Source organism: Bacillus sp. PAMC28571, assembly GCF_014250435.1.
Taxonomy (GTDB): Bacteria; Bacillota; Bacilli; order Bacillales; family Bacillaceae; genus Bacillus; species Bacillus safensis.
Genome location: NZ_CP060191.1, coordinates 740,981 through 761,415 on the forward strand (window position 1 = coordinate 740,981; position 20,435 = coordinate 761,415).

Genomic DNA, 20,435 nt, shown 5'->3' on the forward strand with positions numbered 1-20,435 from the left:
CTTTAGTATACCGTGCCTTGAAAAAACGGTATAGTAAAAGCAGGTTTGAGCCTTGTACAAAAAGAGAGTATAAGGCGAAAGGTGGAATGAAAGGTAATGGGAAAAACGAAGGTTTTTAATGACACGTTCTTAAAGGCGTGTAAAGGGGAAAAAACAGACCATGTACCAGTGTGGTATATGAGACAGGCAGGACGCTCACAGCCTGAATATCGTGCCCTTAAAGAAAAATACGGGCTATTTGAAATTACGCATCAGCCAGAGTTATGTGCTTATGTAACAAGACTTCCTGTAGAACAATATGGTGTAGATGCCGCTATTTTATATAAAGATATTATGACCCCGCTTCCGGCTATTGGAGTGGACGTAGAAATTAAAAATGGAATTGGACCTGTGATTGATGCACCGATTCGATCTAAAGCAGATATTGAACGTCTTGGGGAACTTCATCCTGAAGAAGACCTGCCATATGTGCTTGATACCATTCAGCTTTTAACGAAGGAGCAGCTGAATGTTCCGCTTATCGGTTTTGCTGGCGCACCATTTACGATGGCAAGCTATATGATTGAAGGCGGTCCATCTAAAAATTATCATAAAACAAAGGCGCTGATGTACAGTGATCCTGAGGCGTGGATGCTGCTCATGAACAAGTTAGCTGATATGACGATCACGTACATACGTGCGCAGGTAAAAGCCGGGGTCAGTGCATTTCAAATTTTCGACTCATGGGTTGGCGCTTTAAATGCAGCAGATTACCGGACATTCATTAAGCCTGTCATGCAGCGAATTTTCACAGAGCTGAAGTCTGAAAACGTCCCAATGATCATGTATGGAGTTGGTGCAAGCCATTTAGCGAAAGATTGGCATGACCTGCCGCTTGATGTGGTTGGACTGGATTGGCGTATGAGTGTAGACGAAGCAAGAAAAGAAGGGCTCACAAAAACGTTACAGGGGAACCTTGATCCAACTATTTTACTTGCTCCTTGGGAAGTCATTGAAGAGAGAGCAAAAGATATTTTAGATCAAGGAATGAAATCAGATCACTTTATCTTTAACTTAGGTCATGGGGTATTTCCAGATGTTTCACCAGATACGTTAAAGAAGCTGACAGATTTTATTCACGATTATTCAGCGAAACATAAAAAATCATCCATCTAAACTATTTCAAATGATCTGAAGGAGTGTTGGTTGTGGAGAAAAAGAAAATGGGACTTCTTGTCATGGCATATGGCACCCCATATAAAGAAGAAGATATTGAGCGTTATTATACACATATCCGCAGAGGCAGAAAGCCGGAGCCAGAGATGCTGCAAGATTTGAAGGATCGCTACAAGGCAATCGGCGGTATTTCTCCTTTATCAAAAATTACCGAACAGCAGGCAAATGGTTTGTGTGATCATTTGAACGACATCCAAGACGACATTGAATTTCATGTCTACATTGGCTTAAAGCATATTGAGCCGTTCATTGAGGATGCAGTTGCAGAGATGCACAAGGACGGCATCACAGAAGCAGTGAGTATTGTTCTTGCGCCGCATTTTTCAACCTTTAGCGTGAAATCGTATAACAAGCGTGCACAAGATGAGGCAGACAAGCTTGGCAATCTGAAGATGACGTCTGTGGAAAGCTGGTACGATGAGCCGAAGTTTGTGGACTATTGGGTGAAACAAGTGAAGGATACGTATGCATCAATGAGTGAAGAGGAAAGAGAATCAGCCGTACTCATTGTGTCTGCACACAGCCTTCCTGAAAAGATTATTGCAGCAGGAGATCCATATCCTGATCAGCTCGCACAATCTGCCAAAATGATTGCAGAAGGTGCAGGAATTGAACATTATGAAATTGGCTGGCAAAGCGAAGGCAACACGCCTGATCCATGGCTTGGACCAGACGTTCAAGACTTAACACGGGACCTATTCGAACAAAAAGGCTATAAAACGTTCGTATATGTGCCTGTTGGGTTTGTCGCTGACCATCTTGAAGTGTTATACGACAACGATTATGAATGTAAAGTCGTGACAGATGAAATCGGTGCAGCCTACTATCGACCAGAAATGCCAAATGCGAAACCAGCATTTATTGATGCCCTCGCAACTGTCGTATTAAAGAAGCTTGACGAAAGCAAGTAATTATATAAAAGAAGGCGATCCTATGCATGACAATCAAAAACACCTTGTCATCATTGGCGGTGGCATCACTGGTTTAGCCGCCGCCTTCTATTTGGAAAAGGAAGTCGAAGAAAAAGGTCTTCCCATTCAAATATCTCTTATTGAAGCGAGCCCTAGGCTAGGTGGAAAAATCCAAACATTATATAAAGACGGCTACATCATTGAACGTGGACCTGATTCATTTTTAGAAAGAAAGGTCAGTGGACCGCAGCTGGCGAAGGATGTGGGTCTCGCAGATCAGCTCGTCAATAATGAAACAGGGCAGGCATATGTACTAGTCAATGAAACCCTTCACCCGATGCCAAAAGGCGCTGTCATGGGTATTCCAACTCAAATCAGCCCATTCATCACAACCGGTCTTTTTTCAGTTGCAGGAAAAGCGAGAGCCGCAATGGATTTCGTCTTGCCAAAAAGCAAGCAAACAGAAGATCAGTCGCTCGGTGAATTTTTTAGAAGACGTGTCGGTGATGAAGTAGTTGAGAATTTAATCGAACCTCTTCTATCAGGCATTTATGCAGGTGACATTGACCGTCTCAGCTTAATGTCCACCTTCCCGCAGTTTTATCAAACAGAACAAAAGCATCGCAGTTTGATTCTTGGGATGAAAAAATCACAGCAGCATGCGAAAGCGCAGCAAGTGACAGCGAAAAAACAAGGGCAGTTCCAAACGATCAATCAAGGACTTCAAGCGCTTGTTGAAGCAGTAGAAAGCAAGCTCAAGCTGACAACGATTTATAAAGGGACAAAAGTGAAGCAGATTGAAAAAACAGATGGGGGCTACGGTGTGCAGTTAGACAGCGGTCAAACGCTTTTTGCTGATTCAGCCATTGTGACAACTCCGCATCAATCGATCTATTCCATGTTTCCAAAAGAAGCGGGGCTTGAGTACTTGCATGATATGACATCTACTTCTGTTGCAACGGTTGCACTCGGTTTTAAAGAAGAGGATGTTCATAATGAATATGACGGTACTGGTTTTGTCATCTCAAGAAACAGTGATTTCTCTATTACAGCCTGTACGTGGACGAACAAAAAATGGCCGCATACAGCTCCTAAAGGAAAAACGCTATTGCGTGCTTATGTAGGGAAGGCTGGCGACGAATCAATTGTCGAGCAGTCAGACCATCAAATCGTCAGCATTGTGCTGGAGGATTTGAAGAAAATTATGGATATTAAAGCAGATCCAGAACTGACGACAGTGACTCGCTGGAAGACGAGCATGCCGCAATATCACGTCGGTCATCAAAAAGCCATTTCGAACATGCGAGAAACGTTTAAGCAATCATATCCTGGTGTTTATATCACAGGTGCTGCTTTTGAAGGTGTCGGAATCCCTGATTGTATTGATCAAGGAAAAGCGGCCATTTCAGAGGCTGTATCTTATCTATTTTCATAAAATAAACTCCCTTTTCTATCAAGGAAAGGGAGTTTTTCATGTTCGAATAATTCAAAAAGAGTTGTGAATCATAAAACTGAACAAAGTTGTTGCATCTGGAGAAAAGGATATGGTATATTACTTTCTGTACTTAATGACCAAAACGTTCAAATAGTCATTTTGGGAGTGAGATCATGAGTGTTGATAGGAGACAAATGATTTTAGACGGGGCTACGAAGGCATTTACTCAATTCGGGTATAAAGCCACCACAATGGACCTTGTGGCGAAGCTTGCCAATGTCGGAAAAGGAACCATTTATACCTTTTTCAAAAACAAAGAAGAGCTGTTCGATGAAATTTTTACATCCCTTTTAATGGAGATGAGGAAAATTGCGGATGAAGCAATGGATGAGGAGAAAAGTTTCTCTGAAAACCTTCATTTAGCACTCTTTGCAATATTGGAATTTCGAAAAAACCACCAGCTCACAATCAAAATCTTTCAGGAAAATGCGGAGCTTGGCACGTCAGCGGTCAAGGAAATGATTGAGAAGATGGAGCAAATGATCATTCGCTATATTAAAACGAAAGTAAAAGAAGCGATTGATAAAGGCGATATTAAGCCATGTGATCCTGAATTGACTGCATTTGTGATGGTGAAACTATATATTGCACTTATTTTTGATTGGGAAAAGCGATACGAGCCTTTAACAAAAGAAGAGGTGGCCGAGTCGCTGGAGCTTTATGTACTCAAAGGACTTTTAGCCGCAACATAATTTTTTTTAAGTTCAAATGACCAAATTCTAAATTTAGTCATTCATCTATGGGAGGAAAACAGCAATGAATTTAATTCGGAATCAATGGAAAGACATTGTGACGAGCAAAAAACTACTGATCCCGATTTTCGCTGTCTTATTTATTCCGCTGATTTACAGCGGCGTATTTTTAAAAGCGTACTGGGATCCATATGGTACAGTTGATCAATTGCCTGTAGCGGTTGTCAACTTGGACGAAGGCAGTCATTATGACGGAAAAACACTGCATGTCGGCGATGATTTAGTGAAGGAATTAAAGAAAAATGATAATTTCAAATGGAACTTTGTCGATAGTGAAGAAAAAGCCTTGAAGGGATTAAATAACGAGGATTATTATCTCGTCGTGGAAATACCAAAGGATTTCTCGAAAAATGCAAGTACAGTCCTTGATAAACATCCGAAAAAATCGAATCTGAAATATTATACGAATCCAGGCGCCAACTATGCGGCGTCACAAATTGCGAATAATGCCATTATCAAATTAAAAGATTCGGTTTCAAAGGAAGTCACAAAAAATTACGCAGAGGTCATTTTTGATAACTTCAAAACGATTGCAAAAGGCTTAGATCAAGCAAGCGATGGTGCGAAGAAAATTGATGACGGAACAAAAAATGCAAAAGATGGCAGTAACAAATTAAAAGAAAATCTAGCAAAATTGGCTGAGGGAACGTTAACCTATAGCGAAGGTGTTCATCAGTTTGCTGGTAAAATGGGTGAACTGAACACAGGGATACAATCTCTTGACAGCGGTCTTGGCCAGCTCTTAACAGGCTATCAAACCATCGATCAGAAATTTGGAGAGCTTGGTACAGGGATTGATACATTGACTGAAGGGCTAAACACAAGCCGCGAAGGTCATCAGCAGCTCGCTTCTAAAATGCCGCAATTTACAGCGGGTATTGAGCAGCTAAACAACAAAGCACAATCTTTTTCAGAAAAAATCGAAGCAGTAGAAAAAGTCTTGTCGTCACCAGAATTAGCGAATCTTGAAAAGATGGCGCCTAAACTTGATCAGGTGAAAAAAGACGCAAAAACGTTTAGTACAAAACTGGCTTCATTAAAAGAAGCGTTATCGAATCGAGATGCTAAAGTAAAAAGCATCATCCAAAACAGCTCAATGACAGATGAAGAGAAAAAGGCGGCAATGGATCAGCTTGACAGTCTGCCTAAAATCGAACTGCCTGATCTATCTGGACTTGAACAAAGCTTAGCGGCCTTGCAGGAACTGCCTGATGCAGGTGAGGTTCAATCTGCGGTTGCTTCTGCAAAAGCTCAGCTGCAGCAAGTCAAACAGCTGCCAAAGAAAACGGAACAGCTGTACACGTCTACAGTCGCGATACAAAATGCGATTGATCAAATGACATCTGGTACGAATAAATTGTATCAAGGTGCACTGAAGCTCCAAACAGGTCAAGGCCAATTACAAGATGGTCTGCAAACAGCAAATGGAAAGCTTGATACAGCGAAAAACGGTGCAGATAAGCTTGCGAATGGTTCAAGCCAGCTTAGTGCAGCGTTAAATAAGCTGGAAAGTGGTTCAACGAATATCCAAAGCAACACATCTAAGCTTGCTGAAGGTTCAAAATCACTCGATAAAGGATTGGGAGATTTAAAGAGCGGTACAGGTAAGCTGTCTGATAAATTAAAAAGTGCCGCAGATGAAACAGGAGAAATTGATGCGGGTCAAGACAATTACAATATGATTGCGAGTCCCGTGAAAACAGAAAATGATACAGCGAAAAAGATCGATAATTATGGTACAGGGCTCACACCTTATATTTTATCGATGGGACTCTTTGTAGGGGCTCTCATGCTCACTGTTGTATTCCCAATGAAAGACCCTGCTGGACGCCCTAGAAATGCGTTTGAATGGTTTTTCAGCAAATATAGTGTGCTCCTCTTTGTCGGTATCCTGCAAGCAGTTATTGCAAGCTCCATGCTCATCTTTGGGCTTGGTCTTGAGGTGGAAAGCCTCTGGCGCTTCTATCTCTTTGCGATTATCGTCAGTCTGACATTCTTAGCGATCATTCAGCTGCTGGCGACAACTATGGGGAACCCAGGACGCTTCATTGCCGTTATTATCTTGGTTCTTCAGCTCGCAGCAAGTGCTGGTACATTCCCGCTTGAGCTTGTGCCGAAATTCTTCCAAGTCATTCATAGTCTACTTCCAATGACGTATACCATCAACGGGTTTAGAACGATCATTGCAAGCGGTGATGACAGCTATTTATGGCACCAAGCAGCGATCCTTGGAACAGTTGCGATCATCATGATGGCAGCAACAACAGCATACTTTGCTTGGAACGTAAGAAAAATGAAACAGGACGAAGCTTAATCTATGAATCCTTCCTCTTTATAGAGGAAGGATTTTTCATTTGAAATTAGACATCTCGAACCTGAAGCGATATATTTTAAGAAGAGATGCTGAAAAAGGCATACATGGAAGGAATTGCTTTCAGACAAAGGAGGAAATGCCGAATGACAACTGAAGTAAACGAAACCGTTCAGCTGATTCAAAAGCTCGTATCAATCCCAAGTCCATCAGGCAATACAGAAAAAGTGATCGGCTTTGTTGAACGTTTTTTACAAGATTTAAATATTGAGACAAAACGAAATCGAAAAGGCGGATTAATTGCCACCATCAAAGGGACAAATGACAAAGAACACCGCATGCTGACAGCGCATGTTGATACGCTCGGTGCGATGGTTAAGGAAATTAAATCAAATGGACGGCTTCGTCTTGCACTCATTGGAGGCTTTCAATATAACTCAATTGAAGGCGAATATTGTGAAATTGAAACAGCATCAGGCCATACATACACAGGGACCATTCTTATGCATCAAACATCCGTACACGTCTATGCGGATGCTGGAAAAGCGAAACGAAATCAAGAAAATATGGAGATTCGTCTCGATGAAAAGGTGAAAAATGCAGACGATATCAAAGCACTTGGCATTCAAGTAGGGGACTTTATTTCATTTGATCCGAGAGTGGAAGTGACGTCTTCAGGGTTTATTAAATCAAGACATCTTGATGATAAGGCAAGTGTTGCGCTGCTTTTGCGTCTCATCCACCGGATTCAAAAGGAAAAGATCACATTGCCGCATACGACGCATTTCTTAATTTCTAATAATGAAGAGATTGGCTACGGCGGCAACTCGAATATTCCAGAAGAAACAGTGGAATATCTAGCTGTAGATATGGGTGCGATCGGTGACGGTCAATCAACAGATGAATATAGTGTATCGATTTGTGTAAAGGATTCGAGCGGCCCTTATCACTATGGATTACGCAAGCATTTAGCTGCATTAGCAGAAGAGAACAACATTGATTACCGCCTTGATATTTACCCTTATTATGGCTCTGATGCATCAGCAGCCATTAGAGCAGGGCATGATATCATTCATGGACTGATTGGTCCTGGTATAGACTCCTCGCATGCTTTTGAAAGAACACATGAAGATTCACTTATCCATACAGCGGATCTCCTTTACTACTATATTCAATCACCATTAATCACAGCATAAAAAAAGAACCCCTGATAGATGGGGTTCTTTTTGATTAGCTTGAAAGCTGTGTTGGCTCAGGTGCCTCTTGTCCAGTCATCACACGATGTCCTTTTTCAGGGTCATACTGCCCTTCCCATTTAGACATGACAACAGCTGCAAGTGCATTTCCTGTTAAGTTTACAACTGTCCGCGCCATATCCATGATACGGTCCACACCTGCAATAAATGCAAGACCTTCAGCAGGTACACCGATCGTTCCTAATGTCGCGAGTAATACAACAAATGAAGTACCAGGAACGGCAGCCATTCCTTTAGATGTAACCATCAGCACAAGAACTAGTGTAAGCTGCTGGACGATCGTAAGGTCAATGCCATATACCTGTGCAAGGAAAAGCGCAGCAATGGCTTGATACAAGACGGAGCCGTCCAGATTAAATGTATAACCGATTGGGATAACGAACGAAACAATTCCTTTTGGACATCCGATGCGCTCCATTTTATCCATGACTCTTGGTAAAACTGTTTCAGAGCTGGATGTACTAAAGGCAAGAAGCATTTCGTCTTTCATGTAAGCAAGAAATCTGAAAATATTGACGCCAATCATCTTTCCGATAATTCCGAATACAACGATAAGGAAGAGAGCGAGCGCAAAATAAACAAGACCTACAAGCTTACCTAATGAAATAAGAGATTCAAGACCAAATTTTGATACGGTCACACCAATGAGTGCAAATACACCAAATGGTGCAGCTTTCATCACAACATTGACGACATGGAACATGGCATGTGATACACCTTCGAAGAAGGCGAGCACTGGTTTACCGCGTTCCCCAATCGCTGAAACGCCAAGTGCAAATAGCACAGTGAAGAAAATAATCGCAAGCAAATCACCTTCCGCCAATGATTGGAAGAAGTTCGTTGGAACGATATGAAGGAACGTATCAGCAACTGATTTGCTGCTTTGCTCTTTTTCCGTTTCAACATACTGGCTAATATCTTGTTTTTCTGCATGTCCAAAGTCAACGCCTGCACCAGGTTGTACAAAGTTTGCAAGGACAAGACCAAGGACAATCGCAAATGTTGTGATAATTTCAAAATAAAGAATGGTTCTAAAACCTAGTTTCCCTACTTTTTTACCATCACCCGCACCTGCAACACCTAAAATTAAGCTGGATACGACAATTGGTATGACAATCATCTTGATGAGTCTTAAGAAGAAGTCTCCAATTGGTTTTAAGTATGTCTCGACACCTGGGTTACCGAAAAAGATTGCCCCAACAACGACACCGAGAATAAGACCGATTAGGATTTGAGTAGCCAATCCAAATTTTAATTTTTTCATAGATTTCCTCCCTAACATATTCATTAAAGGAATATTCCCATCATATTAAGTTTTAATATATGAATTAAAGTATAACTAAAATTAAAGAGGTTCGTCCACGATAAAATTATATTAAGAAAATACAAAATTGTTAGAAAAAATAGACATTTAGAACCCCCTTCATTGCTTCGAGTCAATAAAAAGTGTCTTCAGAACTAAAACTCATCATATGAAAATACTAAAAAACCCTTTTGTGACAGGGGTTTTACCTTTTTACCTATTTTTCAGAAAAAATAAAAAGCACTTTTGACTCCAACTGACGAAGGAGGAAAAAAGTGCTTTTTTATTCAATTTATTTCCTTATTTAAGATAACTTACTTGTGAGCATTCCTCACATTCATTACCATAACACTCGTGCTGTTCCATTAAATCATTTCCACATTTTGTGCATTTTTTTGAGGGCAAATTTCTAAAAAACTCTGTGATTTTTCCTAGCATTTGTCATCCTCCTATACGTTTTGTTGCTATTATTGTATTATAACAGATTAATAATTGTCAATCTGTTTTGTAACAATAGGCAGGAAGAATGCTTTTTTCATGAAAAATGGGTATATTGTAAGAAGGGGATTTTTAGAAAAGGAGGGAAAAATGACGATGAAATTAACCGTAATTGGATGCTATGGAGGGTTTCCGGCAGCTGGTGAAGCGACATCAGGCTACCTTTTTGAATCAAATGGCTTTCGTCTTCTTGTAGACTGCGGAAGCGGTGTTCTTTCAAAGCTTCAGCAATACATTGATATAGAAGAACTAGATGCTGTTCTCCTTTCTCATTATCACCACGATCATATTGCAGATATCGGACCACTCCAATATGCGAAGCTAGTGGGATATCATTTAGGAAAAAGCAGCGGCCCGCTTCCGATCTATGGACATACTGGTGATCAAGAAGCATTTGGACGGCTTTCTGATGATGTACATACAAAGGCAAAGCCTTATCAGCCGGAAGAAGGGATTCAACTCGGACCCTTTCAAATTGATTTTTTGAAAACGGTTCATCCAGCAGAATGCTATGCGATGAGAATTCAGGCAGAAGATGCTGTGGTCGTGTATACAGCAGACTCAAGCTATCAGGAGGCATTTATTCCATTTAGCAAGGGGGCAGATCTGCTCATTGCCGAAAGCAATTTTTACGCTGGACAAGATGGATCAGGTGCTGGACATATGAACAGTACGGAAGTAGGGAAGATTGCAAAGGAAGCAAATGTTGGGGAACTCATCATCACTCATCTGCCCCATTTTGGTCGTCATAAAGACCTAGTCAATGAAGCACAGGCGTTATATACTGGCAGTATACAGCTTGCCCATTCAGGGCTTAGATGGAACAAGGAAGGAAGATAGAGATGCTGTTTATCGATAACGAACAACATTATGATCCAATGATTAATTTGGCAATTGAAGAATATTGCTTAAAATATTTAGATCCAGAAGAAACCTATTTGCTGTTTTACATTAATCAGCCGTCGATCATTATTGGAAAGAACCAAAATACAATAGAAGAAATCAACACAAAGTATGTGGAAGACAACGGAATCAAAGTCGTGCGCCGCTTATCCGGCGGTGGTGCAGTTTACCATGACAAAGGGAACTTAAACTTCAGCTTTATCACAAAAGATGATGGAGACAGCTTCCATAACTTTAAAAAGTTCACAGAGCCAGTCATCAAAGCGCTTGAAAAGCTGGGCGTTAAAGCTGAATTGAGCGGCAGAAATGACATCATGGCAGATGGACGTAAAATTTCTGGAAATGCCCAGTTCGCAACAAGAGGACGTATTTTCAGCCATGGCACACTGCTATTTGATTCAGAAATTGAACATGTCGTTTCGGCTTTAAATGTGAAAAAAGAAAAAATTGAATCAAAAGGCATCAAATCGATTAGAAGCAGGGTTGCCAATATCAGTGAACTGATGGATCAAAAAATGACAACAGAAGAATTTAGAAAAATTCTTTTAAGCTACATTTTTGATACAAATGGGGACGTTCCTCAATATCGCCTGACTGAAAAGGATTGGGAAAAGATTCACGAAATTTCTCGAGATCGTTATCAAAAATGGGAATGGAACTACGGCCGTTCACCGAAATTTAATTTGCAGCATTCTAAGAGATTCCCTGCAGGCTCCATTGATTTGCGATTAGAAGTGAAAAAAGGGATGATCCAGGATTGCAAAATCTTTGGTGATTTCTTTGGCGTAGGGGATATTGCCGATATTGAGAAGCGGCTCATCGGACAGCAATATGATCGTAAAACGATCAGTGATGTCTTAGAAGATATGGATATGCGCCACTATTTCGGCAACGTATCAAAAGAGGATTTTCTTGATTTGATTTATTAATTCGAGAAAGCACGGCTAGAGATAGCAGTGCTTTTTTGATTGAAGGAAATGAAAGCGATTTACATTTGATCTTGTGGATTTTTTCGATTGTCTATTATAATAGAAAGGAGGAATGTTCGGCCATAAAATGAATGGTCATTCATTCATTGATGACATGTAAGGGGTGGGAGAATGGATTTGATCAAAAATCTTCAGCAGACGGCGATGACGAAGGGAGAAAATATCGCACTGATCTTTGAAGGAAAGAAGTGGACCTATCGAGAGCTGATGACAAGTATCGAGCGTTTTGCAGATGGATTAGTCAACGAAGGGTTTCAAGCCGGGGATCATATCGCGCTTATTTTAGGAAATTCACCGCATTTTGTCATTTCTTTTTTTGGCGCATTAAAGGCAGGGCTTGTCGTTGTACCTATTAACCCAACGTATACACCTAGTGAAATTGGATATATGCTCATCACAGGCGATGTGAAAGGTATTGTGGCGCCTGAACAGCTTCTGCCAGTTTACGAGCAGGTGTATGAGCAGCTTCCGTCCATTGAAAGAGTCATTATTTGTGCAGAAAATGAATCGGCGTGCAGATCAAGCTTCAAGGAAGTATCTGATCGACTTGTTTTCTTTGGAAAACTTGTGTCAGGTGCTGCGAATGAAAACGTACATCCTTCCATTCAGCCAGATGATACTGCTGTTATTTTATTTACATCTGGCACGACAGGAAAACCAAAAGGTGCCATGCTGACTCATTTCAACCTTTATTCAAATGCCAGAGATGTCGCTGAGTATTTATCGATTGATAAAGAGGACAAGGTTATTGCCGCTTTGCCAATGTTCCATGTATTTTGTTTAACAGTCTGTATGAATGCGCCGTTGATTCATGGTGCGACGATTTATGTCTTGCCGCATTTCAGCCCGTCAGAGCTTTTGCGCATGATGGAAAAAGAGAAGCCAACGCTATTTGTTGGAGTGCCCACCATGTATAACTATTTGTACCGCCAGGAGGGGCATGAGGAAGCGATGTCATCCGTGAGGATCTGTATATCAGGTGGTGCCTCAATGCCTGTTGCCTTACTCCATGGCTTTGAGAAAAAATTCGGTGTTACGGTCCTTGAGGGCTATGGGCTATCAGAGGCATCTCCAGTGACTGCATTCAATCCTCTTGATGGAAAAAGAAAACCAGGTTCTGTCGGGACTGACATTATGAATGTGAAGAATAAAATTGTGAATGAACTAGGAGAAGAAGTCGGTCCAAATGAAGTCGGAGAACTGATAGCAAAAGGGCCAAACATCATGAAAGGCTATTATCAAATGCCAGAAGATACAGAAGCTGCACTAAGAGACGGCTGGCTGTATACTGGCGATTTGGCGAGAAGAGATGAAGAAGGATATATTTATATTGTCGATCGGAAAAAGGATATGATTCTTGTTGGCGGTTATAATGTTTATCCAAGAGAAGTAGAAGAAGTACTCTATCAACATGAAGCTGTAGCAGAAGCCGTTGTCATCGGTGTGCCAGATCCGAACACGGGAGAGGCAGTCGTCTGTTACATTTCCCCTAAGAAACATGCTCACATCAATCAAAAAGACATCATCACACATTGTTCACGCTATTTAGCAAAATATAAGCAGCCCCAAACGATCCATTTCATAGATGATATTCCTAAAAACACAACAGGTAAAATTTTAAGAAGAGCGCTAAGAGAAAAGTATCAAGCAGAAGAAAGTAAATAAAAAAAAGGAGTCTCTGATGAGGAGACTCCCTTAGCATGTAGACAAATCCTCGCAATTCAAAGTTTTCTTTCAAAGATCATTTTAGCTCTTTTGAATGGCTTCTTTTAACTGTCTCTGAAAAGAATTCGACTGTTTTTGATTCAGTTCATAAAACGTTCCATCAACTAAAAAAACGACCTGTGATCGGTTGGTCCAAAGCTGGAAGGTGGTGCCGTTTGTTCGTCCGAACATCACCTTGGCGATATAATCGGGCTTTTTTAAATTTTTCTTGAGATGATTGCTTGTTTGTTTGCCTTTATTTAATTCTTCAATTAAATCTTCTACTGTGTCCTTATCATCTATTTCATAAGAGATGGATTCATTCGCAGGTGAGAGCAGCAATTTTTCAGCTCGATTCTCATCAAAGATTTCGCTCGTCCGGCTGAACACATAAAAGAAGGTGATTAATAAAAGTCCAAAAATCACAACTCCTGCAAGGATTTTCTTCATTTTGATCCTCCAACTTACTGTTTTACATGTAGCTTCTCCGATTTTTGAGTCGCATAATCATTTTTTTCGCGAAAGCTTTTTCTGATGGGGCATGCTATGATGGAGCCACATGAGACAGGTTCTAAACGAAAAAATGCGTGACTAGAATAGAGAGAGGGATGGAAAGGAGGCTGACCTGTGCGAGTACGTAAATGGATGGCTCTTGCAACAGTAGCATACATATTGTACGGTCTTTTTATTTATTCGTATCTGTTTCTAATGGGAGATTCATCGGTACCTGAAAGTGTAAAAGGGACAAGTGCAGATCCGCATACCTTTATGACAAGTCATGAGCTTGTGATCAGCGAGAATTTCTCGAATATACGGAATCTGCTGTATTTCATCACCATCCCATTAGATTGGTATGTCTTTTTCCTTTTGCTCATTTCAGGGTATTCACGGAAAATAGCAGACTGGAGCTTGGCAGCAGCTCGTTTCAAGTTTTTAAGCAAACTTGTGTATGTGTTTGTGCTGTCACTTCTAACAATGATCATTTCATTGCCAATTAAGTGGATTGGCTATCAGCTTTCTTTGCACTACGGAGTATCTGCACAAAGTACGGCAAGCTGGTTGAAAGATCAAACACTGGATTTTTGGATTCAATATCCGCTTCTTTCCCTTTGTGCTATTGTGTTCTTTTGGCTGATACAAAAGAGAAGAAAACGCTGGTGGCTGTATGCGTGGTGTTTGACAGTCCCAGTTACGCTGTTTCTCTTCTTTATACAACCGGTCGTCATTGATCCGTTATATAACAATTTTTATCCACTAAAGGATCAAGCTCTAGAGAAGAAAATATTAACGCTGGCAGACAAAGCGCATATTCCGGCAGATCATGTATATGAGGTCAATATGTCTGAGAAAACGAATACGATGAACGCTTATGTCACAGGAATTGGTGAAAATAAGCGTATTGTCTTATGGGATACAACACTGCAAAAGCTGAAAGACCAAGAAATTTTATTTATCATGGCGCATGAAATGGGACATTACGTCATGAAACATGTCTATATTGGATTAGCAGGATATTTAGTGCTGTCATTGGCCGGATTATTTGCGATCGACCGTCTTTATTTTTATCTTTATCAAAAAGGAGCAGCCACATTTCGTCTCAAGGTGTCACACGACATTGCTGCTCTTCCGCTTCTTTTAATCATCGTATCGATGCTGTCTTTTGCAGCTTCACCTTTTACAAATGCAGTGTCAAGGCATCAAGAACGGGCAGCCGACGAATATGCGGTGAACATGACAAAAGACGGGGAGGCAGGCGTAACGTCTTTTCAAAAGCTTGCAAAATCAGGGCTGTCCCAGGTAAATCCACCGTTTTTAGTGAAGATCTTCCGCTATGGACACCCAACCATGATGGAGAGAATCATGGATATGGAAAAAGCGGCGGAAAAAGAGAAAACGCCGAAAAAGCAGTAATAAATAAAATCCGGCTGGATCAGCCGGATTTTTTTATCACACTTGGTTAGTTAGAAGCAGCTTGAACGTTGATTAACCCTTTTCCATAATAGAATGAGTCACCAAGCGGTGTCGCTGTATTTTCTAAGCGCTGGCGAACCTGTGAATTTGTTAGGTTCGGGTTTTTAGAAAGAATAAGCGCTGCTGCTCCTGCTACATGAGGAGACGCCATAGATGTTCCAGTATAAGAAGTGTATCCACTGCTTGGCACTGTACTTAAAATAGAAGTACCAGGTGCAGAAACATCTAATTCAGGACCTGCGCTAGAAGATGAGTTTCTGACATTGTTACTGTTTACATTGGCAACAGCAATTGTAGACTCGTATTTGGCTGGATAGCCAACTGTACTTCTAGAGCCACTAGAGCCTGAATTACCTGCGGCGGCAACAACAACGACTCCGCGGTTGTTTGCTGTATCAACGGCATTTTTAAGTGCTGTTGAACCGCTTGCTCCGCCTAAACTCATATTGATGACATCCATGTTATTGGCTACAGCCCATTCAATACCGCTAATAATCCAGCTGTATTGTCCGTCGCCATTGCGGTCTAATACTTTCACAGCATATAGGGAAGCGCTTGGAGCGACCCCAAGAACACCAATTGTGTTATCAAGGGCAGCAATGGTTCCAGCTACGTGAGTTCCATGTGATTGAAAGTCTTGGGTGGCATTTGGCTCTGAAGGGACGAAGCTCGCACCGCCTGCAACATTTAAGTCAGGGTGTGCAGCGTGGATTCCAGTATCAAGGACAGCTACTTTGACATTAGCACCTTTATAACCTTGAGCGTGTACAGCTGGAGCTTTGATTTGAGGGATTCCATAAGGGACGGTTTGTGCATATGCTTCTGCTTTATGGTCTTCTTCTACGTAAGCAATGCTAGGGTCATGTTCAAGTTTTTTGGCGGCTTGTTCGGACATTTTCACTTGTGCAGCATTAATGAGGCGGTATTGTTTTTCTAGTTTTCCACCATTTTGAATGACAGCTTGTTTCTTAGAGCTGTTTGTGGTGGCAGAGGCTTTAAAACCAACAATATAGCTTTTTTCACTATCTGTTTTGGAGACCGTCTCGGCATTTGCCATGGAGCCTCCAAACCCTGCTGAAAACAGAAGAGGGACAGCCAATAAAACACTTGTCATCACATTTTTCTTTTTCACGCACATTCCACATCCCTTTTTCTTATTTCAGAATAATCATCCGTAGTCTATAAGAATGATCCGTTTGATTATTCTGTATATTCAGTTTAAGGGAAGTAGGCAAATAAGAGTAGACCCGAATTTTTGTGAAAGTCCTAGCGAAAATTGGGGAATTAAGTCACTTGGAACTGGTGGTAAAATATGTTTATTCTATCATTTCAGCGATGATCTATTAAAAAGGGAGTGTGCTTTTTTTCTCATGATCCATTTCCGGTTAAATATTCGATACCCGAAAAGCCATAAAATAGGTAGAATCGTCTAGCATCTATTTCGAATTTCGATATAAAAAAATATTATTTTATCATTGTTTTTGCCATAAAAAAGAACCTGCTAAGATAACAGGCTCTTTAAGAAGGGGCGGATTGAGTTAAATGGCTGACCACGTTGTAATCACGGACCTTCCATTTACCATCTGACCATTCCACATAATTTAAGCAAGCATTAACAAGTCTCGTGTTCTGTAGACCCATATGTTCATCAGCCAAAGTGGTGAGTAAAGCATGGATAGCAGCGCCGTGAGCCACGATCAGGACATGTTGATCTGGATAGGCGGCTCTGACTTTCTCAATACCTTCCAGCATTCGGTTTTGAATCGTCTCAATTGGTTCCATATTTGGATATTGTTTATCTGGAAACAGCTTTTGACGCTCCTCAAACGACATGCCTTCAGCGTCACCATAATCTCGTTCTATAAAATCATCCATGATGACAAGTGGGGCATGGACATGATTTAAAATCAAGTGTGCCGTTTCTTTTGCCCTTGTTAGTGGACTGGAAATGACAACATCCCAATGGACATCCTTTAAGTAAAGTCCAGTTTGTTCAGCCTGCCATTTACCTGTGTCGTTTAAAGGGATATCTGTTCGTCCTTGAATTCGTTTCGCTGCATTCCAATCTGTTTCCCCGTGTCTGACTAGGCAAATTGTTGTCAATCAAATCCCGCCTTTTCTATCTTTTCTTCTATTATACTAAAGCAGAAGAAAAAAGACTGTATTAGCGATTTGTCAGGCTTGTTAAGGATTCGACGGAGCTTGCGACTTGAGATACCGTTTGTTTGACTTCCTTCAATTCGTTAAGGAAGGTCTGAAGGTCAATTTCAATTTTTCCGTTTTGGTTTTTGCTTAAGTTCATGCTGCTGACGATATCATCAAAGAGTGAATTGATTTGTGTCATTTTTTCTTTACTGTCTGTCACAAGTAAATTCACGTCCGCAATGTGCTGAGAAACAATGGCGATTTGTGAATTCGTATTGTTGACAAGTTCAGATACAGTTGAAACCGTTTTCTTGGTGTCCTCCGATAATTTGCGTACCTCGTTTGCAACGACAGCAAAGCCTTTTCCATGTTCACCTGCTCGTGCAGATTCGATTGAAGCATTTAAAGATAACAAGTTCGTCTGCTCTGCAATGCCTGTGACAATCCCAAAGATTTGTTCAATTTGTTTGGCGATTTCTTCAAGGCGTTTAATTTCTGTTTCAATCTTTGTCATGCTGCCATCAATTTGGTTCATTTGTGTTTGCTGAATTTCTAATTCTTTTTTACCGCCGATTGATTTTTCTTCGACCTGTGCTGAAATTTGTGTTCCAGCTTGTGACATGTCCGCCATCTCATCCGATTTTGAGACAAGCTTGTCGACTGCACTTGTTGTGTTTGAGAAGAGCGAAGCAAGCGAATTTGAAGTCTCTGTGATTTTTGTATGAAGCTCCTGCTGCTGCTCTTCTGCTTCATCACGAATTTTAGAATATTCATTTTGGAATGTATCTAGGACTAACTGCTGCTCTAAATTTAAAATTTTCGTCGTCGCTTTGACCGCTGTCTGATATTCTTTGAAATCTTGGATATGGTTAGCGAATAAATCCATAATGGATAGCAGAAGGTCTTGGAATGCTGCCATGTACCATTTAGGCTGGAGCCCAATCCGTAAATGAACTTGCGCGATTTTAATGCGTTTTGCCACATAGGCTTCGTCAATCACACCTGCAAACATTTCGCTAATATGAATGCGGAGTGTTTTTTTCAAACGATCGACAGAACTATTGTCTTGAATGATATGCATCAAGGAAGACTCGACTTCTAAATTTTTATAAAACTTATCAACAATATGGGCAATATCATCCTGAACAATTGGATTGAGCTGTTTTAATATCAATAGGTCATGCTGTGTCAGGTCAATCATTTTGATTTGTTTGGCGATGTCCGTATTGTTCGAGAAGTTGATTCGTTTTATCCCATCATCCTGCTGTGTGAAAAAAGCAGTGTTTTTTCTTTTCGGTTCTTTTTTAAATAACAATGTGTTTGTCCCCCCATAATCATCAAAAATATCAGACTTTATGTTTTTTATCGGATAATATTGGATTTTTTAAAGGGGGAACGAGTGAAATTTTACTGTTCTTTATATGACCTTTTTAGTGGTTTTTTAGCAGGGCCTTCTACTACTTCTCCAGTAATGGAAAAACGTGAACCGTGACACGGGCAATCCCAAGTGCGGTCACTATTATTCCAAGCTACTTCACAGCCTAGGTGAGTACACGTTGTATCGACTAGAAAGACATTCCCATCCTCTGATTTATAGGCGCCGCACTTTTTATGTTCATACGAGATAATGCCGCCCTCGCCTGGTTTTAAATCATCGATTGTTTGATCAGTTCGTTTAAATTTACCACTGATCAGCTTGGCAGCGACATTGGCATTTTCTTTAACGAAATCTTTGACGAAAGAGTTAGTAACAGGTCTTGATGGCGTAAAGATTGATTCATATGGATTTGATTTTCCTTCAATTAAATCACCGATAAGAGTGGCTGCGACGTGGCTTGTGGTCATGCCCCATTTTCTAAAGCCGGTTGCTACAAAGATATTCTGGTGGTGTTTGGTCAGGCGGCCAATGTAAGGGATTTGATCCATTGTGACCATATCGTGTGTCGACCAGCGATACAGCACTTCTTCTATTCCAAGGGTGGCATCTCCAAACGTTTCTAGTCCTTCATAGTGAGCGGATTCATCTCCGCCTTGTCCTGTTTTATGGCCTTCTCCTCCGATGAGGACTACTTCTTCACCGTGCCATTCTGCCGTTCTTAAAGAGTGAGCAGGCTGGTCAATTCCTAGGTACATTCCGTCTGGGAGTGGTTTAGTTGTTCTAGCTGCTACGACATAGGATTGCTCTGGATGAATTCGGGTGAAATAAAGTCCTTTTCCATCATAAAAAGGAAAGTGTGAGCATGAAATGACATAGCGCCCTGTCAGATGATGTCCGCTTTTTGTGACGACAGCAGGCCGGTTCCCTTCTTTTACATCAACAGCGGTTGTTTGTTCAAAGATACGTACACCTCGCTCTAGGAGCTTGTCGATTAGCGCATTGAGATAATGAAGGGGATGAAACTGTGCCTGATTCGTCATCGCAAGGGCTGCTTTGATGTCAGCGTCAAAAGAAAGCTTTGTTTTCCATTCCCGGTCAATACCAAGCTGTTTGTAGGCATCTAATTCCTTCTTTAACTTTTTTACACCGCTTTCTTCCTTTGTATAAAGGTAAGCATCTTTTATCTCTAGCTGACAATCAATGTCGTGCTCTTTGATACGAGCTTGAATGAGGTCTTTTGCTTTCTCATTTGCTTCTACATACAAACGTGCTTTTGGCATCCCAATTTGTTGAATCAGCTCATAATAGTACACATCATGCTGTGAGGTGATTTTAGCCGTTGTGTGTCCGGTTGTGCCTTGCAGCAATTGTTCGGCATCGATGATGATCACATCTAGTCCTCGTTCTGTCATTTCAAACGCCGCAGCGATACCGGTAATACCGCCGCCGACAATGATCACATCTGCTGTGAGATCTTCACTGACAGCAGGGAAAGAATATTTCTGACTGTCCGCCAGCCATAACGATTTTGCCTGTTCCATTCCTTTATGTTCTTGTTCCATGTTGTCGCCTCCACTTGACTTGTTGTGTATAATTTTTCCACA

General features: G+C 41.0%; 16 protein-coding genes and 1 pseudogene. 10 read left to right on the forward strand and 7 right to left on the reverse strand.

Annotated elements, in window-relative coordinates:
- The first annotated feature begins 96 nt into the window (after positions 1 to 96).
- From hemE to H7F25_RS03420, 6 genes are all read left to right on the forward strand, one after another.
- A complete protein-coding gene (hemE, locus tag H7F25_RS03395; protein ID WP_024425464.1) occupies positions 97 to 1,155 on the forward strand; it encodes a uroporphyrinogen decarboxylase in 1,059 nt (352 codons plus the stop codon).
- A 32-nt stretch (positions 1,156 to 1,187) separates the two neighbouring features.
- Positions 1,188 to 2,126, forward strand: coding sequence for a ferrochelatase (hemH, locus tag H7F25_RS03400; RefSeq protein ID WP_024425465.1), 939 nt, complete (start codon positions 1,188 to 1,190; stop codon positions 2,124 to 2,126).
- A 22-nt stretch (positions 2,127 to 2,148) separates the two neighbouring features.
- Positions 2,149 to 3,561, forward strand: coding sequence for a protoporphyrinogen oxidase (hemY, locus tag H7F25_RS03405; RefSeq protein ID WP_044333704.1), 1,413 nt, complete (start codon positions 2,149 to 2,151; stop codon positions 3,559 to 3,561).
- Positions 3,562 to 3,734: 173 nt separating this feature from the next.
- A complete protein-coding gene (locus H7F25_RS03410; protein WP_024425467.1) occupies positions 3,735 to 4,313 on the forward strand; it encodes a TetR/AcrR family transcriptional regulator in 579 nt (192 codons plus the stop codon).
- A gap of 64 nt (positions 4,314 to 4,377) precedes the next feature.
- Complete coding sequence (locus tag H7F25_RS03415; protein WP_044333702.1) at positions 4,378 to 6,687, forward strand: YhgE/Pip domain-containing protein; 2,310 nt, start codon at positions 4,378 to 4,380, stop codon at positions 6,685 to 6,687.
- 143 nt (positions 6,688 to 6,830) lie between these two features.
- Positions 6,831 to 7,880 (forward strand): M42 family metallopeptidase, encoded by a 1,050-nt coding sequence (locus H7F25_RS03420; RefSeq protein ID WP_024425469.1) that lies wholly within the window; start codon positions 6,831 to 6,833, stop codon positions 7,878 to 7,880.
- Between the two features lie 34 nt (positions 7,881 to 7,914).
- On the opposite strand, the gene H7F25_RS03425 is transcribed toward H7F25_RS03420, so the two are convergent.
- Together H7F25_RS03425 and yhfH are read right to left on the reverse strand one after the other, a co-directional pair.
- Positions 7,915 to 9,204: a glutamate/proton symporter GltT gene (locus H7F25_RS03425; RefSeq protein WP_024425470.1), complete on the reverse strand. Its 1,290-nt coding sequence runs from the start codon at positions 9,202 to 9,204 to the stop codon at positions 7,915 to 7,917.
- Positions 9,205 to 9,543: 339 nt separating this feature from the next.
- Positions 9,544 to 9,681, reverse strand: coding sequence for a protein YhfH (gene yhfH / locus H7F25_RS03430; RefSeq protein ID WP_008359029.1), 138 nt, complete (start codon positions 9,679 to 9,681; stop codon positions 9,544 to 9,546).
- A 156-nt stretch (positions 9,682 to 9,837) separates the two neighbouring features.
- On the opposite strand from yhfH, the gene H7F25_RS03435 reads away from it, so the two are divergent.
- The 3 genes from H7F25_RS03435 (at position 9,838) to H7F25_RS03445 (ending at position 13,298) form a co-directional block, all read left to right on the forward strand.
- Positions 9,838 to 10,581 (forward strand): MBL fold metallo-hydrolase, encoded by a 744-nt coding sequence (locus H7F25_RS03435; protein WP_087977044.1) that lies wholly within the window; start codon positions 9,838 to 9,840, stop codon positions 10,579 to 10,581.
- A gap of 2 nt (positions 10,582 to 10,583) precedes the next feature.
- Positions 10,584 to 11,573: a lipoate--protein ligase gene (locus tag H7F25_RS03440; protein WP_024425472.1), complete on the forward strand. Its 990-nt coding sequence runs from the start codon at positions 10,584 to 10,586 to the stop codon at positions 11,571 to 11,573.
- A 171-nt stretch (positions 11,574 to 11,744) separates the two neighbouring features.
- Entirely contained in the window at positions 11,745 to 13,298 is a 1,554-nt protein-coding gene (locus H7F25_RS03445; RefSeq protein ID WP_073204581.1) for a fatty acid--CoA ligase family protein, read from the forward strand.
- Positions 13,299 to 13,379: 81 nt separating this feature from the next.
- On the opposite strand, the gene H7F25_RS03450 is transcribed toward H7F25_RS03445, so the two are convergent.
- Positions 13,380 to 13,787 (reverse strand): YhfM domain-containing protein, encoded by a 408-nt coding sequence (locus tag H7F25_RS03450; protein WP_024426550.1) that lies wholly within the window; start codon positions 13,785 to 13,787, stop codon positions 13,380 to 13,382.
- 177 nt (positions 13,788 to 13,964) lie between these two features.
- Between H7F25_RS03450 and H7F25_RS03455 the strand changes: the two genes are divergently transcribed.
- Positions 13,965 to 15,248, forward strand: coding sequence for a M48 family metallopeptidase (locus tag H7F25_RS03455; protein WP_073204584.1), 1,284 nt, complete (start codon positions 13,965 to 13,967; stop codon positions 15,246 to 15,248).
- Positions 15,249 to 15,294: 46 nt separating this feature from the next.
- On the opposite strand, the gene H7F25_RS03460 is transcribed toward H7F25_RS03455, so the two are convergent.
- From H7F25_RS03460 to H7F25_RS03475, 4 genes and pseudogenes are all read right to left on the reverse strand, one after another.
- Positions 15,295 to 16,446: a serine alkaline protease SapB gene (locus H7F25_RS03460; RefSeq protein WP_080780862.1), complete on the reverse strand. Its 1,152-nt coding sequence runs from the start codon at positions 16,444 to 16,446 to the stop codon at positions 15,295 to 15,297.
- Positions 16,447 to 16,826: 380 nt separating this feature from the next.
- Positions 16,827 to 17,411 carry a histidine phosphatase family protein gene (locus tag H7F25_RS03465; RefSeq protein ID WP_024426547.1) on the reverse strand — a complete coding sequence of 195 codons (585 nt, stop codon included), beginning with the start codon at positions 17,409 to 17,411 and terminating at the stop codon, positions 16,827 to 16,829.
- 61 nt (positions 17,412 to 17,472) lie between these two features.
- A pseudogene (locus H7F25_RS03470) lies at positions 17,473 to 18,780 on the reverse strand (globin-coupled sensor protein); the annotation flags it as partial.
- An 80-nt stretch (positions 18,781 to 18,860) separates the two neighbouring features.
- Positions 18,861 to 20,393 (reverse strand): FAD-dependent oxidoreductase, encoded by a 1,533-nt coding sequence (locus H7F25_RS03475; protein ID WP_185854214.1) that lies wholly within the window; start codon positions 20,391 to 20,393, stop codon positions 18,861 to 18,863.
- Positions 20,394 to 20,435: the final 42 nt, after the last annotated feature.

What these genes read in the sequence shown, in the direction of transcription:
- hemE (WP_024425464.1), top strand. Translation starts at nt 97, where the DNA reads ATGGGAAAAACGAAGGTTTTTAATGACACGTTCTTAAAGGCGTGTAAA.
- hemY (WP_044333704.1), top strand. Translation starts at nt 2,149, where the DNA reads ATGCATGACAATCAAAAACACCTTGTCATCATTGGCGGTGGCATCACT.
- H7F25_RS03410 (WP_024425467.1), top strand. Translation starts at nt 3,735, where the DNA reads ATGAGTGTTGATAGGAGACAAATGATTTTAGACGGGGCTACGAAGGCA.
- H7F25_RS03415 (WP_044333702.1), top strand. Translation starts at nt 4,378, where the DNA reads ATGAATTTAATTCGGAATCAATGGAAAGACATTGTGACGAGCAAAAAA.
- H7F25_RS03420 (WP_024425469.1), top strand. Translation starts at nt 6,831, where the DNA reads ATGACAACTGAAGTAAACGAAACCGTTCAGCTGATTCAAAAGCTCGTA.
- H7F25_RS03425 (WP_024425470.1), bottom strand. Translation starts at nt 9,204, where the DNA reads ATGAAAAAATTAAAATTTGGATTGGCTACTCAAATCCTAATCGGTCTT.
- yhfH (WP_008359029.1), bottom strand. Translation starts at nt 9,681, where the DNA reads ATGCTAGGAAAAATCACAGAGTTTTTTAGAAATTTGCCCTCAAAAAAA.
- H7F25_RS03435 (WP_087977044.1), top strand. Translation starts at nt 9,838, where the DNA reads ATGAAATTAACCGTAATTGGATGCTATGGAGGGTTTCCGGCAGCTGGT.
- H7F25_RS03440 (WP_024425472.1), top strand. Translation starts at nt 10,584, where the DNA reads ATGCTGTTTATCGATAACGAACAACATTATGATCCAATGATTAATTTG.
- H7F25_RS03445 (WP_073204581.1), top strand. Translation starts at nt 11,745, where the DNA reads ATGGATTTGATCAAAAATCTTCAGCAGACGGCGATGACGAAGGGAGAA.
- H7F25_RS03450 (WP_024426550.1), bottom strand. Translation starts at nt 13,787, where the DNA reads ATGAAGAAAATCCTTGCAGGAGTTGTGATTTTTGGACTTTTATTAATC.
- H7F25_RS03460 (WP_080780862.1), bottom strand. Translation starts at nt 16,446, where the DNA reads ATGTGCGTGAAAAAGAAAAATGTGATGACAAGTGTTTTATTGGCTGTC.
- H7F25_RS03475 (WP_185854214.1), bottom strand. Translation starts at nt 20,393, where the DNA reads ATGGAACAAGAACATAAAGGAATGGAACAGGCAAAATCGTTATGGCTG.